Source organism: Empedobacter sp. UBA5987, from assembly GCF_002429865.1.
Classification (GTDB): Bacteria; Bacteroidota; Bacteroidia; order Flavobacteriales; family Weeksellaceae; genus Empedobacter; species Empedobacter falsenii_B.
Genome location: NZ_DJBB01000079.1, coordinates 59055 through 70953, shown reverse-complemented (window position 1 = coordinate 70953; position 11899 = coordinate 59055). Strand labels below are relative to the sequence as shown.

At 34.3% G+C, this 11899-nt stretch carries 22 protein-coding genes and 1 riboswitch; of the genes, 17 read left to right on the top strand and 5 right to left on the bottom strand.

Features of this window, described 5'->3' with window-relative positions:
- The first annotated feature begins 10 nt into the window (after window positions 1-10).
- The 15 genes from rpsJ (at window position 11) to rpsN (ending at window position 6864) form a co-directional block, all read left to right on the top strand.
- Window positions 11-316, top strand: a complete 306-nt coding sequence (gene rpsJ / locus B3J26_RS13835) for a 30S ribosomal protein S10 (protein ID WP_019974208.1) — start codon at window positions 11-13, stop codon at window positions 314-316.
- A 248-nt stretch (window positions 317-564) separates the two neighbouring features.
- Window positions 565-1194: a 50S ribosomal protein L3 gene (gene rplC / locus B3J26_RS13830; RefSeq protein WP_038335606.1), complete on the top strand. Its 630-nt coding sequence runs from the start codon at window positions 565-567 to the stop codon at window positions 1192-1194.
- Window positions 1185-1814 (top strand): 50S ribosomal protein L4, encoded by a 630-nt coding sequence (gene rplD, locus B3J26_RS13825; RefSeq protein ID WP_038335460.1) that lies wholly within the window; start codon window positions 1185-1187, stop codon window positions 1812-1814. The genes rplC and rplD overlap by 10 nt, the downstream gene beginning before the upstream one ends.
- A gap of 10 nt (window positions 1815-1824) precedes the next feature.
- On the top strand, window positions 1825-2109 hold the full coding sequence (rplW, locus tag B3J26_RS13820; protein ID WP_038335466.1) for a 50S ribosomal protein L23: 285 nt from the start codon (window positions 1825-1827) through the stop codon (window positions 2107-2109).
- A 15-nt stretch (window positions 2110-2124) separates the two neighbouring features.
- Window positions 2125-2949: a 50S ribosomal protein L2 gene (gene rplB / locus B3J26_RS13815; protein WP_038335472.1), complete on the top strand. Its 825-nt coding sequence runs from the start codon at window positions 2125-2127 to the stop codon at window positions 2947-2949.
- 3 nt (window positions 2950-2952) lie between these two features.
- On the top strand, window positions 2953-3231 hold the full coding sequence (rpsS, locus tag B3J26_RS13810; protein WP_019974202.1) for a 30S ribosomal protein S19: 279 nt from the start codon (window positions 2953-2955) through the stop codon (window positions 3229-3231).
- Between the two features lie 9 nt (window positions 3232-3240).
- Window positions 3241-3657: a 50S ribosomal protein L22 gene (gene rplV, locus B3J26_RS13805; protein WP_125349696.1), complete on the top strand. Its 417-nt coding sequence runs from the start codon at window positions 3241-3243 to the stop codon at window positions 3655-3657.
- 4 nt (window positions 3658-3661) lie between these two features.
- Entirely contained in the window at window positions 3662-4384 is a 723-nt protein-coding gene (gene rpsC, locus B3J26_RS13800) for a 30S ribosomal protein S3 (RefSeq protein WP_019974200.1), read from the top strand.
- 36 nt (window positions 4385-4420) lie between these two features.
- Window positions 4421-4840 (top strand): 50S ribosomal protein L16, encoded by a 420-nt coding sequence (gene rplP / locus B3J26_RS13795; protein WP_038335490.1) that lies wholly within the window; start codon window positions 4421-4423, stop codon window positions 4838-4840.
- Window positions 4841-4862: 22 nt separating this feature from the next.
- Window positions 4863-5051, top strand: a complete 189-nt coding sequence (rpmC, locus tag B3J26_RS13790; protein ID WP_038335494.1) for a 50S ribosomal protein L29 — start codon at window positions 4863-4865, stop codon at window positions 5049-5051.
- A 16-nt stretch (window positions 5052-5067) separates the two neighbouring features.
- Complete coding sequence (gene rpsQ / locus B3J26_RS13785) at window positions 5068-5322, top strand: 30S ribosomal protein S17 (RefSeq protein WP_019974197.1); 255 nt, start codon at window positions 5068-5070, stop codon at window positions 5320-5322.
- A gap of 8 nt (window positions 5323-5330) precedes the next feature.
- Window positions 5331-5699 (top strand): 50S ribosomal protein L14, encoded by a 369-nt coding sequence (gene rplN, locus B3J26_RS13780; protein WP_019974196.1) that lies wholly within the window; start codon window positions 5331-5333, stop codon window positions 5697-5699.
- 9 nt (window positions 5700-5708) lie between these two features.
- Window positions 5709-6023: a 50S ribosomal protein L24 gene (gene rplX, locus B3J26_RS13775; protein ID WP_038335509.1), complete on the top strand. Its 315-nt coding sequence runs from the start codon at window positions 5709-5711 to the stop codon at window positions 6021-6023.
- Window position 6024: 1 nt separating this feature from the next.
- Window positions 6025-6588 (top strand): 50S ribosomal protein L5, encoded by a 564-nt coding sequence (gene rplE / locus B3J26_RS13770; RefSeq protein ID WP_038335516.1) that lies wholly within the window; start codon window positions 6025-6027, stop codon window positions 6586-6588.
- A 6-nt stretch (window positions 6589-6594) separates the two neighbouring features.
- Window positions 6595-6864, top strand: a complete 270-nt coding sequence (gene rpsN / locus B3J26_RS13765; RefSeq protein WP_019974193.1) for a 30S ribosomal protein S14 — start codon at window positions 6595-6597, stop codon at window positions 6862-6864.
- Between the two features lie 72 nt (window positions 6865-6936).
- On the opposite strand, the gene B3J26_RS13760 is transcribed toward rpsN, so the two are convergent.
- Genes B3J26_RS13760 through thiM form a run of 5 tightly spaced genes read right to left on the bottom strand, consistent with a single transcriptional unit; the run spans window position 6937 to window position 10466 of the window.
- Window positions 6937-7572 carry an HAD family hydrolase gene (locus tag B3J26_RS13760; protein WP_038335520.1) on the bottom strand — a complete coding sequence of 212 codons (636 nt, stop codon included), beginning with the start codon at window positions 7570-7572 and terminating at the stop codon, window positions 6937-6939.
- Window positions 7557-8219 (bottom strand): thiaminase II, encoded by a 663-nt coding sequence (tenA, locus tag B3J26_RS13755; RefSeq protein WP_038335522.1) that lies wholly within the window; start codon window positions 8217-8219, stop codon window positions 7557-7559. Before tenA ends, B3J26_RS13760 begins: the two co-directional genes overlap by 16 nt.
- A complete protein-coding gene (gene thiD / locus B3J26_RS13750) occupies window positions 8203-9039 on the bottom strand; it encodes a bifunctional hydroxymethylpyrimidine kinase/phosphomethylpyrimidine kinase (RefSeq protein ID WP_038335524.1) in 837 nt (278 codons plus the stop codon). Before thiD ends, tenA begins: the two co-directional genes overlap by 17 nt.
- Window positions 9014-9673 carry a thiamine phosphate synthase gene (gene thiE / locus B3J26_RS13745; protein ID WP_038335526.1) on the bottom strand — a complete coding sequence of 220 codons (660 nt, stop codon included), beginning with the start codon at window positions 9671-9673 and terminating at the stop codon, window positions 9014-9016. The genes thiD and thiE overlap by 26 nt, the downstream gene beginning before the upstream one ends.
- Window positions 9663-10466, bottom strand: coding sequence for a hydroxyethylthiazole kinase (gene thiM / locus B3J26_RS13740; protein ID WP_038335529.1), 804 nt, complete (start codon window positions 10464-10466; stop codon window positions 9663-9665). The genes thiE and thiM overlap by 11 nt, the downstream gene beginning before the upstream one ends.
- Before the next feature lie 82 nt (window positions 10467-10548).
- Window positions 10549-10641: riboswitch (TPP riboswitch) on the bottom strand.
- A 287-nt stretch (window positions 10642-10928) separates the two neighbouring features.
- Between thiM and rpsH the strand changes: the two genes are divergently transcribed.
- Together rpsH and rplF are read left to right on the top strand one after the other, a co-directional pair.
- Entirely contained in the window at window positions 10929-11330 is a 402-nt protein-coding gene (rpsH, locus tag B3J26_RS13735; RefSeq protein ID WP_019974187.1) for a 30S ribosomal protein S8, read from the top strand.
- A 22-nt stretch (window positions 11331-11352) separates the two neighbouring features.
- A complete protein-coding gene (gene rplF, locus B3J26_RS13730; protein ID WP_038335531.1) occupies window positions 11353-11898 on the top strand; it encodes a 50S ribosomal protein L6 in 546 nt (181 codons plus the stop codon).
- The last annotated feature ends 1 nt before the right edge of the window (window position 11899 follow it).

The following is an 11899-nucleotide window of genomic DNA, read 5'->3' as shown; positions in this document are numbered from 1 at the left end:
TTCAAGAAAAATGAGTCAAAAAATTAGAATAAAATTAAAATCTTACGATTATTCTTTAGTTGATAAATCAGCTGAAAAAATCGTAAAAACTGTAAAAGCTACAGGAGCTGTTGTTAATGGACCAATTCCATTACCAACTCACAAAAGAATCTTTACAGTTTTAAGATCTCCACACGTTAACAAAAAATCTCGCGAGCAATTTCAATTATCAGCTCACAAAAGATTATTAGACATTTATTCTTCTTCATCTAAAACAGTTGATGCTTTAATGAAGTTAGAATTACCTAGTGGTGTTGAAGTAGAAATTAAAGTATAGTTAGCTGTATTTTAAATAAATATAAACCCTGAGACGTGCACATCTCAGGGTTTTTTTTTGAGTTGCTATTAAGAATGCTTTGATTGACATTTTTCGCTGTTTGTAAACTTTTGAAAAATAATCAATTGAAAGTTTGTTGTTTACAAATTAATTCATACATTTGCATGCTAATTTTAGAGAAGATCTCTAGTGGTCGAAAGTCCACATTCTCTGAAATATTAAACAAATTATTAACATATTTTAATCAAATGTCAGGTATCATTGGTAAAAAAATCGCGATGACTAGCTTATTTGATGAGAACGGGAAAAATATTCCTGTGACAATCGTAGAGGCTGGGCCATGTGTGGTTACTCAAGTCAGAACCGTAGAGAAAGATGGGTACGTTGCTGCTCAACTTGGTTTCGATGACGCAAAAGAAAAAAACACGACTAATGCTTTAAAAGGTCACTTTAAAAAAGCAGGAACGACTCCAAAGAGAAAGTTAGTTGAGTTTTACGGTGAAGAATTCGTGAACTCTTTAACTCTAGGAGGAGAAGTTAACGTTGAATTATTCAACGAAGGAGAATTTGTAAGTATTACAGGTACTTCAAAAGGAAAAGGTTTCCAAGGTGTTGTTAAACGTCATGGTTTTGGTGGGGTAGGTCAAGCTACACACGGTCAACATAACCGTTTAAGAGCTCCAGGTTCTATCGGTGCTGGTTCAGATCCATCTCGTGTATTCAAAGGAATGCGTATGGCTGGAAGAATGGGTGGTAAACAAGTTACTGTTCAGAACTTAAAAGTACTTAAAGTGGATACTGAGAAAAATCTTTTAATTGTTAAAGGTGCTATCCCAGGTCCTAAAAATTCATACGTAATCGTTAGAAGATGGAAGTAGTAGTATTAAACATCAAAGGTCAAGAAACTGGAAGAACAGTATCTTTAGACGAGGCAGTTTTCGGAATTGAGCCTTCTACACACACAGTGTACTTAGAAGTTAAACAGTATTTAGCAGCTCAACGCCAAGGAACGCATAAAGCAAAAGAAAGAGCTGAGATTGCGGGATCAACTCGTAAAATCAAAAAGCAAAAAGGAACAGGTACAGCTCGTGCTGGTTCTATCAAATCTCCAGTGTTTAGAGGAGGAGGTAGAGTTTTCGGACCACGTCCAAGAAACTACTCTTTCAAATTAAACAAAGCACAAAAGAGATTAGCTAAAAAATCAGTTTTATCACAAAAGTTAGCTGAGAATGAAATCAAAGTTGTTGAAAACTTTTCTTTCGAAGCTCCAAGAACTAAAGAGTTCAAAACTGTTTTAACTGATTTAGGATTAGAGAACACAAAATCATTATTCGTATTAGGTGAATCTAATAGCAATGTATATTTATCTTCTCGTAACTTACAAAAAGTTAAAGTTGTTACAACTGAGGAATTAAATGTATTTGATTTAATCAATGCTTCTCAAATCGTATTTTTAGAAGGTTCTTTAGCAACAGTTCAAGAAAATTTAACAAAATAAGACGAAGAAAATGGGAATCATAATTAAACCAGTAATTTCAGAAAAAGCAACTAATAACAGTGAGTTGTTAGGGCAATATTCGTTTTATGTAGACACAAAAGCTAACAAAATTCAAATTAAAGAAGCTGTAGAAAAAACTTACGGTGTATCTGTAGTTTCTGTTAGTACTTTAGTATCTGCTCCAAAAGTAAAAACTCGTTACACAAAAACAGGTTTTCAAACTGGAAAAACAAATAAGTTGAAAAAAGCGATCGTTAGCTTAGCTGAAGGTCAAGAAATAGAGTTGTTCGGATAATTTAAGAATTAAAAAATGTCAGTAAGAAAATTAAAACCTATCACCCCGGGACAACGTTTTAGAGTGGTTAATGAATTTGCGGCAGTAGATAAAAATGCTAAGCCAGAAAAGACATTAGTTGAAGGAAAATCTAAATCGGGTGGACGTAACAACACTGGTAAAATGACAATGCGTTATATCGGTGGTGGACACAAACAAAAATATCGTATCATCGACTTCAAACGTGATAAAGAAGGTGCTGCAACTGTAGAATCTGTACAATACGATCCAAACAGAACTGCATTCATCGCTTTATTATCTTACGAAGATGGTGAAAAACGTTACATTATTGCTCAAAATGGTTTGAAAGCTGGACAAGTAATTGTTTCAGGTGAAAACGTAGAACCAGAAGTAGGTAATGCTATGAAGCTTAAAAATATGCCATTAGGTACAGTAATCTCTTGTATTGAATTACGTCCAGGGCAAGGAGCAGTTATGGCAAGAAGTGCAGGTACTTATGCTCAATTAGTTGCGCGTGATGGTAAATATGCTATCGTTAAGTTACCAAGTGGTGAATCAAGAATGATTTTAGTGGAGTGTAAAGCAACAGTAGGTGTTGTTTCTAACACAGACCATCAGTTAGAAGTTTCTGGTAAAGCTGGTCGTTCTAGATGGCAAGGTCGTCGTCCAAGAACTCGTCCAATGGTTATGAACCCTGTAGATCACCCAATGGGTGGTGGTGAAGGTCGTGCGACAGGAGGTATCCCTCGTTCTCGTAACGGTATTCCAGCGAAAGGTTACAAAACTCGTGACAAGAAGAAAGCGTCTAACAAATATATTGTTGAAAGAAGAAAAAAATAATTTATGGCACGTTCATTAAAAAAAGGACCATTCATCCACTATAAATTAGAAAAGAAAGTTCTTGCTAACGTAGAAAGCGGTAGCAAAAACGTGATCAAAACATGGTCAAGAGCATCAATGATTTCTCCTGATTTTGTTGGTCAAACAATCGCAGTACACAACGGAAAGCAATTTATTCCTGTTTATGTTACTGAGAACATGGTAGGTCATAAATTAGGTGAGTTCGCTCCTACACGTACTTTTAGAGGTCATGCCGGAGCTAAAAACAAAGGAAAAAAATAGTAAAGGGCCATGGGATCTAGAAAAAGATTAAGTAACGAAAGAATCAAAGAAGCTAACAAGCAGATAGCTTTTGCGAAATTAAATAATGTTCCTACTTCTCCTCGTAAGATGAGATTAGTAGTAGATATTATCCGTGGAGTTGAAATTCAAAAAGCTTTAGGTATTTTAAAATATACTAAAAACCACGCTTCAATCCGTTTAGAAAAATTGTTATTAAGCGCTATCGCTAACTGGCAAATCAAAAACGAAGGAGCTGATGTTGAAGAAGCTGGATTATATGTAAAAGAAATCTCTGTTGATAGTGCACGTCAATTAAAAAGAATTCGTACTGCACCTCAAGGAAGAGCACATAGAATCAGAAAACGTTCAAACCATGTAACTTTGGTTTTAGGAACTAAAGAAGATAAACAAAAAGTACAAGATTAAGAATATGGGACAAAAAACTAATCCAATCGGAAATCGTTTAGGAATCATCAGAGGATGGGATTCTAACTGGTACGGTGGAAATGATTACGGTGATAAAATTGCAGAAGATGCAAAAATTCGTACTTATTTAAGAGCACGTTTGTCTAAAGCCGGAGTTTCTCGTATTTACATCGATCGTACTTTAAAATTGGTTACAGTTACTGTAACTACTGCTCGTCCAGGTATCATTATTGGTAAAGGTGGACAAGAAGTTGACAAATTAAAAGAAGAGTTAAAGAAAATCACTGGTAAAGAGGTTCAAATTAACATCTTCGAAATTAAGAGACCAGAATTAGATGCAATCTTAGTAGGGGATAGTATCGCTCGTCAAATTGAGAATCGTATTTCTTACCGTCGTGCTATTAAAATGGCAATTCAATCAGCAATGAGAATGAACGCAGAAGGAATCAAAGTTCAAATCTCTGGTCGTTTAAACGGTGCAGAGATGGCACGTTCTGAAACTTATAAAGATGGACGTATTCCTTTGTCTACATTCCGTGCAGACATTGATTACCACATTTCAGAAGCTCATACAACTTATGGTCGTTTAGGGATCAAAGTATGGATCATGAAAGGTGAGGTATATGGTAAGAGAGAATTATCTCCTTTAGTTGGATTACAGAAAAAACAAAAAAAGTCTGACAACAACAGAAAGGGAGGTGAAAGATCTAATAATAGAAAGCGATAATTTAGTTTAACAACTAACATAAAGAATTAAGTAGATATGTTATCACCGAGAAGAGTAAAGTTTAGAAAAACCCAAAAAGGTAAGATGAAAGGTGTTTCTCACAGAGGAACTCAATTAGCTTACGGGACTTTCGGGATCAAATCTTTAGACGAAGCGTTTATTACAGCACGTCAAATCGAGGCAGCTCGTATTGCTGCAACTCGTTTCATGAAGAGAGAGGGTCAATTATGGATTAAAATATTTCCAGATAAACCAATTACTAAGAAACCAGCAGAGGTACGTATGGGTAAAGGTAAAGGTGCACCAGAATATTGGGTAGCTCCTGTACAACCAGGTCGTATCTTATTCGAAGTAGGAGGTGTGCCAGTAGAGGTTGCAACTGAAGCATTGCGTTTAGCAGCTCAGAAGTTACCTGTTAAGACTAAGTTTATCGTTGCACGTGATTTCCAAAATTAATAATTTCAAAAATTAAGAAAAAATGAAAGCAGCAGATATTAGAAATCTAAGTGTTGAGGAGTTACAAGCTAAAATAGCTGAAGAACAAGCGAACTACGATCAATTAAAATTGACAAACGCTGTTTCTCCTGTAGCAAATCCAATCGGTATTAGAGACTTACGTAGAACAATTGCTCGTTTGAATACCGTGTTAAACGAAAAACAATCATAACAGTAATCTGTAACTGATGGAAAGAAAATTAAGAAAAGAAAGAGTAGGTTTAGTTACATCAAACAAAATGGAAAAAACCATTGTTGTAGCTGAAACTAAGAAGCAAAAGCACCCATTCTATGGGAAATTCGTTTTAAAAACGAAGAAATATACAGCGCACGACGAAAATAACGAGTGTAACGAAGGTGACACAGTGCGTATCATGGAGACTCGTCCTTTGTCTAAAAACAAAAGATGGAGATTAGTAGAAATCATTGAAAGAGCTAAATAAGATAAGTTATGTTACAACAAGAATCTAGATTAAAAGTTGCAGATAACACAGGAGCTCGTGAAGCATTAGTAATCCGCGTTTTAGGTGGTACTAAAAGAAGATACGCATCAGTAGGTGACAAAATCGTAGTTGCGATCAAAGAAGCTACACCTTCAGGAAACGTTAAAAAAGGTGCTGTATCAAAAGCTGTTGTAGTTAGAACTAAAAAAGAAGTTCGTAGAAAAGACGGTTCATATATCCGTTTCGACGATAATGCATGTGTATTATTGAACACTCAAGGAGAAATGCGTGGTACTCGTGTATTCGGTCCAGTTGCTCGTGAGTTACGTGATAAAGAATATATGAAAATTGTATCATTAGCCCCAGAGGTATTATAATAGAACAACATGGCAAAGTTAAAAATTAAAAAAGGAGACAAAGTAGTCGTTTTATCAGGATCTAACAAAGGTCAAACTGGTACTGTGTTACGCGTATTCCCTGACAAAGCTAAAGCTATCGTTGAAGGGGTTAATATTGCAAAAAAACGTGTAAAGCCAAGCGCACAAAATCCACAAGGTGGAGTTGTTGAAAAAGAAGCTCAAATCTATTTATGTAAATTGGCTTTAGTAGATCCAGAAACTGGGAAAGCAACGAAAGTAGCGATCAAAGAAGAAGGAGGGAAAAAAGTAAGAATTGCTAAAAAATCAGGAAAAGCTATCTAAGATGAGTACAACAACATACACACCTCGTCCGCAGGTTAAATATAAAGAAGAGATTGTAGCTGCTCTTAAAGAAGAGTTCGGATACAAATCTATTATGCAAGTTCCTAAATTAGAGAAAATTGTTTTATCTCAAGGTTTAGGTGCGGCTACAGCTGATAAAAAAATCGTTGATTACGCTATCGAAGAGTTAGAATTAATCACTGGTCAAAAAGCAGTAGGAACAATTTCTAAGAAAGATGAAGCAGCTTTCAAATTACGTAAAGGAATGCCAATTGGGGCTAAAGTAACTTTACGTGGTGAGAAAATGTACGAATTCTTAGACCGTTTAGTATCTGCAGCTTTACCACGTGTACGTGATTTTAGCGGTATTTCTTCTACAGGTTTCGACGGTAGAGGTAACTATAACTTAGGTATCAAAGAGCAAATTATCTTCCCAGAAATTAATATTGATAAAATCAAGAAAATTCAAGGTTTAGATATTACCTTTGTAACTTCAGCGAACACAGATAAAGAAGCAAAAGCTTTATTATCTAAATTCGGATTACCATTTACTAAAGAAAAATAAGAAGTCATGGCTAAAGAATCAATGAAAGCGCGTGAGCGCAAAAGAGAAGCATTAGTTGCTAAATATGCTGCGAAACGTCAAGCTTTATTAGAAGCTGGTGACTACGAAGCATTACAAAAATTACCTAAAAACGCTTCTCCTGTACGTTTACACAACCGTTGTAAATTAACAGGTCGTCCAAGAGGATACATGAGAACTTTCGGGATCTCTCGTGTAACTTTCCGCGAAATGGCGAACGAAGGGTTAATCCCAGGTGTTAAAAAAGCGTCTTGGTAATCTAATTACAAAGAGCAAATTATATAAAAAAACCTTACGCTTAGCGTAAGGTTTTTTTTGTTTTTGTAAGGTTTATATTTCTTTGATCAATTCCCTAAAATCAGCTATGTAATTTGGCTGAAGACAAAAATCTGAATTGTTGTAAATTTTATAATTTAAACCAGCATCTTTTGCTGAATTAATTCCGGTGAGTGAATCTTCGATAACTAAAACTTTTTCCTTTTGCTTTTCGCATAATGATAAAGCTTTTAAATAAGGTTCTGCATTTGGTTTGCCTTTTGAAACATCATCTGCTGAAATAGTGTGATCAAAATAGGAATGAAGTTTTAATTGTTGAAAAGCATACTTAATTTGTCTTCTAGAGGAATTGGAAACAAGAACAATTTGAATTTGATTGGCTTTTAAATGTTCCAACATCTCAGCAACGTGGTCATTTAATTGTACAAACTGATGAAAGTTTTCGACATAAAATTTTTCTGTCCAATCGATTATTTCCTCGTACAAATGATTTGTAAAGCGTTGCTGATTTTCTAACATCAATTGGATTGCTTCATTTGTTGTGAAATTCATTCCGTCATTTTCTACCAAACATATCGTATCCAACCGATATATTTTAATGACTTCATCAAACATCAGCTCCCATAATTGTTGACTATTTACGATTACCCCATCAAAATCAAAAAAGATGGCATTTATTTTCTTTCCCATGTGATATTTTCATAAGATGCATTCCAAAACTGAAATTCTAATTCGCTTGCTTTGACAAAAGCTTCTAGCATTTGTTCTTTTATTTTTTCAGTTGCTCCTTCTGCAATCTTATCAACATAACTTTTCGCTTTTTTTACACCTTCACCAAATTCATCTCCACTATAGGTCTCAATCCATTTTTGATATGGATTATTTTCTTTTGTTTGATTTTTGATGATTTCATCACCAACTTCTTTATAAATCCAAAAGCAAGGCAAAACAGCAGCTAATGCAATTTCAATAGGTTCGAATGCAGCTGTACTTTTTAAGAAATGTGAATAATGGTGACAAACAGGTTGTGTTTCGATGATGATGTTTTGCGATAATCCAAAATCCTCAAAATAGGATTCGTGTAAAGCACGTTCAACAATTAATGCATTTTTTCCGAATTCGAAAAAGTCAATGGCTTGTTGATTGTCTTCAGATTTTGATCCAATGGCAGCTAATACTCGCCCAAAATGTTCCAAATATTTTGCATCTTGTAACATGTAAAACTGAAATTTCTCTATTGGTAATGACCCATTTTGCAATTCAATTATAAAAGGCATATTTAGAATATCATTGTAAATAGGGGCGATGGTTTCCCAAGCTTTAGTTGTGAATGTCATAGGTTTTTAATTTTTGCGGATTAAATAAATGATTAAGAGGTCCATTTCCTTTTCCAATTGTTAGGTCTTTACTTCCTAAAATTGCTTGTTCAACATATTCTTGTGCTAGTTGTACACTTTGTGTGAGTGAAACCCCCAAAGCTAAATTACACGCAATTGCAGAAGATAGTGTGCAGCCTGAACCATGCGTATTTTTTGTCTCTATTTTTTGAGAGGTATAACTTTGTACAGGTTGTTCTTTTTGAAATAAATAACTGATAATTTTTTCTTGCTGAAGATGTCCGCCTTTTAATAAAAGATTCTGACAACCTAAATTTAAAATCGTTTCTCCATAAGAAAGCATCAATTCAGCAGAATCAATTTTATGATTTACCAAAATACTTGCTTCATCAAGATTTGGCGTGATAAGCGTGGCCAAAGGAAAAAGCTTTTCTATGCAAGCTTCAAGTGTTTCTTCTTTGATTAACCGATGTCCACTTGTCGCAACCATGACAGGGTCATAAACAATCGGTCTATTGTAATTTTTTAATTCCTCTGAAATGATATGAACCAATTCAACACTATGAACCATTCCAATTTTTATTGCATCAGGATAAATATCCTCTAATATGGATTGAATTTGTTCACGAATTGCTTGTGCAGGAATTTCGTAAATATTTTGTACGCCTTGTGTATTTTGAACAGGCAAGGCTGTCAATACATTTGTTGCATAACAGCCATGAGCGGAAATTGTTTTGGTATCAGCTTGTATGCCAGCGCCACCGCTTCCGTCAAATCCAGCAATTGTTAAGACACTATATGCTTTTTGGATGGTATTCATTTTCGTTAATAATTTGTTTTAAAATTTGGGCAGATTTTTTTGGATTTTTGCTTCCGCAAATTGCAGAAACAATTGCAACACTATCTGCACCGGCTTGTATGATTTTAGCAATATTACTTTCATTAATTCCGCCAATTGCAATCAATGGTTTTGATGTTTTAGTTTTCAAAAATTTTAATCCTTCAAAACCCCATTCAGTAATCGTATTGGTTTTTGTTGGAGTCGAAAATATTGGACTTACCCCTAAATGATGTACATATTTCATTTCATCATCATTCAACTGTTTGATAATTTCTAAAGACCAACCAATATTTTTTAGAGCTTGTGCATTTTTGTGAATTTCAGAAGGTAATATATCTGACTGCCCGACATGTATTCCCCAAGGGTTAACAGCGGTTGCGACTTCTAATGAATCGTTAATAATCAAAGGGATATTGTAGTGGTCCGTAATTTTTTTTAATATTGTAGCTTTTGAAATATACTCGCTGACAGTGCAATTTTTTTCCCGAAGCTGAATGATATCAACCCCACCTATAATTGCTTGCTCTGCAACATCTAACCAATGAAGATGCGTACAATCTTTTTCAGAAATAACTAAATACAAAGGATAAGGAAAAGTTGGATTAATCTTCATAAACTGAGATTTTCAAATTTGTTTGAATTTCTTCTGCAGATATATGGTATAACGTGTCATACAAATTCATTTGTAAGGTTCCTGGGCCATTACTTTTTTTCTGTGCCAATTCACCTGCTAAACTAAATATGGCCATGCCGCTAACCGTTTCGAGGAAAGGATTTTTATTAAGGCCAATAAAAGCACCGATGCTAGCTGTTGCTGAACAACCTAAACCAGTAACTTTAGTCATCAATTCATGACCATTTTTAATTTCAATTATCGGATTGTTGGATACAATAAAATCTGAAGCACCTGAAATGCAAACAACAGATCCAATTTTCTGGTTTAAATTGTGTGCTGCTTTTATCGCTTGATTACTTTGATGTGTACTGTCGACTCCTTTTCCCTGAACAGCTTCGAAGGTATCTAAAGTTAAAATTTCTGAAGCATTTCCTCTTATGACAGTAGGATGATAGCGAAGCAGTTCTTTTATAAGTTCATTTCTGAAAGTTGAAATTCCAGCTCCAACAGGGTCTAATACCCAAGGTTTATTCAGTTGATCTGCTTTTTTTGCTGCAATTAGCATGCTTTCTGCCCAATAATCATCAAGAGTTCCGATATTGATGACTAATGCATTTGAGATTTTGACGATATTTTCCACTTCTTTGTGTGCATGTATCATAACAGGCGATGCTCCAATTGCCAAAAGAGCATTTGCAGTATTGTTCATCACCACAAAATTGGTGATGTTGTGAACAAGCGGATTTTTTGTCCGGACAGCATGTAAATTTTGAATAATTAGATTTTCCATTAATTGATAATTTTTTAGATGAAACAATTAATGGCTAAAGAGGATTTTCTTTGAAAATAAAGCGTTGCAAATATTAAATAATTGCATAGATATTGCTTTTCCCTACGTCGGTGTTAACCGTATCAGGTTCAAAGGGACTCTCTCAATTCTTTTCAGAATACCCCTAAAGCCAAATCAAATTTATATAAATTGTTTTGACTTTCAGCTATTTTTTAAGAATAAAAATAGAAGATTACATCAAGAATTAATTGTTGAGATCGATTAAAAAGATAAATAAATATAAAGATTGAGTTTCATGTTTTGTCTTAATCCCTAGTTATAAAACGATTAAAAATAAATTATTTAGATTAATAGTTTGTAATTAAAAAATATGCAATATATTTGCAACCCAAATGCATAGTGCATTTTGGTAAAAGTTTAATTTTAAAAGTAGTGCTTACGCGCTATACTATAGAATTATTTATGTATACAGATCCAATTTCAGATTTTCTAACTCGCGTTAGAAATGCAATGATGGCAGGACACAAAGTAGTGGAAATCCCTGCATCTAAAATTAAAAAAGAGATCACTAAGATCTTATTTGAACAAGGTTACATCTTGAACTACAAATTCGAAGGACAAGATCAACCTCAAGGAACAATCAAAATCGCTTTAAAGTACGACAAAGTTACGAAAGAGCCAGCTATCCGTAAAATCAAAAGAGCTTCAACTCCAGGTTTACGTCAATACGCAGGATCTAAAGAATTACCTCGTGTATTAAACGGTTTAGGTGTTGCTATCATCTCAACTTCTAAAGGTGTGATGACAGACAAACAAGCTCGTCAAGAGAATGTAGGTGGTGAAGTTTTATGTTTTGTTTATTAATCTTTTAAAAAATTAAGAAATTATGTCAAGAATAGGACACGCACATATCAACATCCCTGCTGCAGCAACTGTTGAATTTAAAGATAACGTAGTTACTGTAAAAGGTAGCAACATTACAATGACAAGAGAGTTAAAAGAAGGATTTGATGTAACGATCGAAGACGGAGTTTTAACTGTAGTTCGTCCAAACGATTCTAAAGATAACAAAGCTTTACATGGTTTATACCGTTCATTAATCAATAACATGATTACTGGTGTAACAGAAGGTTTCAAAAAACAATTAGAATTAGTTGGTGTTGGTTATAGAGCATCTAACAACGGACAAAAATTAGATTTGTCATTAGGTTTCTCTCACAATATCGTTATTGAATTACCTACAGAAATTAAAGTTGAAACTTTAACAGAAAAAGGTAAAAACCCAATTATTACATTATCATCTCATGATAATCAATTATTAGGAATGATCGTAGCGAAAATTCGTTCTTACCGTAAGCCAGAGCCTTACAAAGGAAAAGGAATTAAATTCGTAGGAGAAATTATTAGAAGAAAAGCAGGTAAATCTGCATAAA

Bases quoted from the DNA above. Each gene is read 5' to 3' on its own strand.
- rplE (WP_038335516.1), top strand. From the start codon at position 6,025: ATGAGTACAACAACATACACACCTCGTCCGCAGGTTAAATATAAAGAA.
- rpsQ (WP_019974197.1), top strand. From the start codon at position 5,068: ATGGAAAGAAAATTAAGAAAAGAAAGAGTAGGTTTAGTTACATCAAAC.
- rpsJ (WP_019974208.1), top strand. From the start codon at position 11: ATGAGTCAAAAAATTAGAATAAAATTAAAATCTTACGATTATTCTTTA.
- rplN (WP_019974196.1), top strand. From the start codon at position 5,331: ATGTTACAACAAGAATCTAGATTAAAAGTTGCAGATAACACAGGAGCT.
- thiE (WP_038335526.1), bottom strand. From the start codon at position 9,673: ATGAAGATTAATCCAACTTTTCCTTATCCTTTGTATTTAGTTATTTCT.
- rpsC (WP_019974200.1), top strand. From the start codon at position 3,662: ATGGGACAAAAAACTAATCCAATCGGAAATCGTTTAGGAATCATCAGA.
- rpsN (WP_019974193.1), top strand. From the start codon at position 6,595: ATGGCTAAAGAATCAATGAAAGCGCGTGAGCGCAAAAGAGAAGCATTA.
- rplD (WP_038335460.1), top strand. From the start codon at position 1,185: ATGGAAGTAGTAGTATTAAACATCAAAGGTCAAGAAACTGGAAGAACA.
- rplW (WP_038335466.1), top strand. From the start codon at position 1,825: ATGGGAATCATAATTAAACCAGTAATTTCAGAAAAAGCAACTAATAAC.
- rplX (WP_038335509.1), top strand. From the start codon at position 5,709: ATGGCAAAGTTAAAAATTAAAAAAGGAGACAAAGTAGTCGTTTTATCA.
- B3J26_RS13760 (WP_038335520.1), bottom strand. From the start codon at position 7,572: ATGGGAAAGAAAATAAATGCCATCTTTTTTGATTTTGATGGGGTAATC.
- rplC (WP_038335606.1), top strand. From the start codon at position 565: ATGTCAGGTATCATTGGTAAAAAAATCGCGATGACTAGCTTATTTGAT.
- rpsS (WP_019974202.1), top strand. From the start codon at position 2,953: ATGGCACGTTCATTAAAAAAAGGACCATTCATCCACTATAAATTAGAA.
- thiD (WP_038335524.1), bottom strand. From the start codon at position 9,039: ATGAATACCATCCAAAAAGCATATAGTGTCTTAACAATTGCTGGATTT.
- rpsH (WP_019974187.1), top strand. From the start codon at position 10,929: ATGTATACAGATCCAATTTCAGATTTTCTAACTCGCGTTAGAAATGCA.
- rplB (WP_038335472.1), top strand. From the start codon at position 2,125: ATGTCAGTAAGAAAATTAAAACCTATCACCCCGGGACAACGTTTTAGA.
- tenA (WP_038335522.1), bottom strand. From the start codon at position 8,219: ATGACATTCACAACTAAAGCTTGGGAAACCATCGCCCCTATTTACAAT.
- rplF (WP_038335531.1), top strand. From the start codon at position 11,353: ATGTCAAGAATAGGACACGCACATATCAACATCCCTGCTGCAGCAACT.
- rpmC (WP_038335494.1), top strand. From the start codon at position 4,863: ATGAAAGCAGCAGATATTAGAAATCTAAGTGTTGAGGAGTTACAAGCT.
- thiM (WP_038335529.1), bottom strand. From the start codon at position 10,466: ATGGAAAATCTAATTATTCAAAATTTACATGCTGTCCGGACAAAAAAT.
- rplV (WP_125349696.1), top strand. From the start codon at position 3,241: ATGGGATCTAGAAAAAGATTAAGTAACGAAAGAATCAAAGAAGCTAAC.
- rplP (WP_038335490.1), top strand. From the start codon at position 4,421: ATGTTATCACCGAGAAGAGTAAAGTTTAGAAAAACCCAAAAAGGTAAG.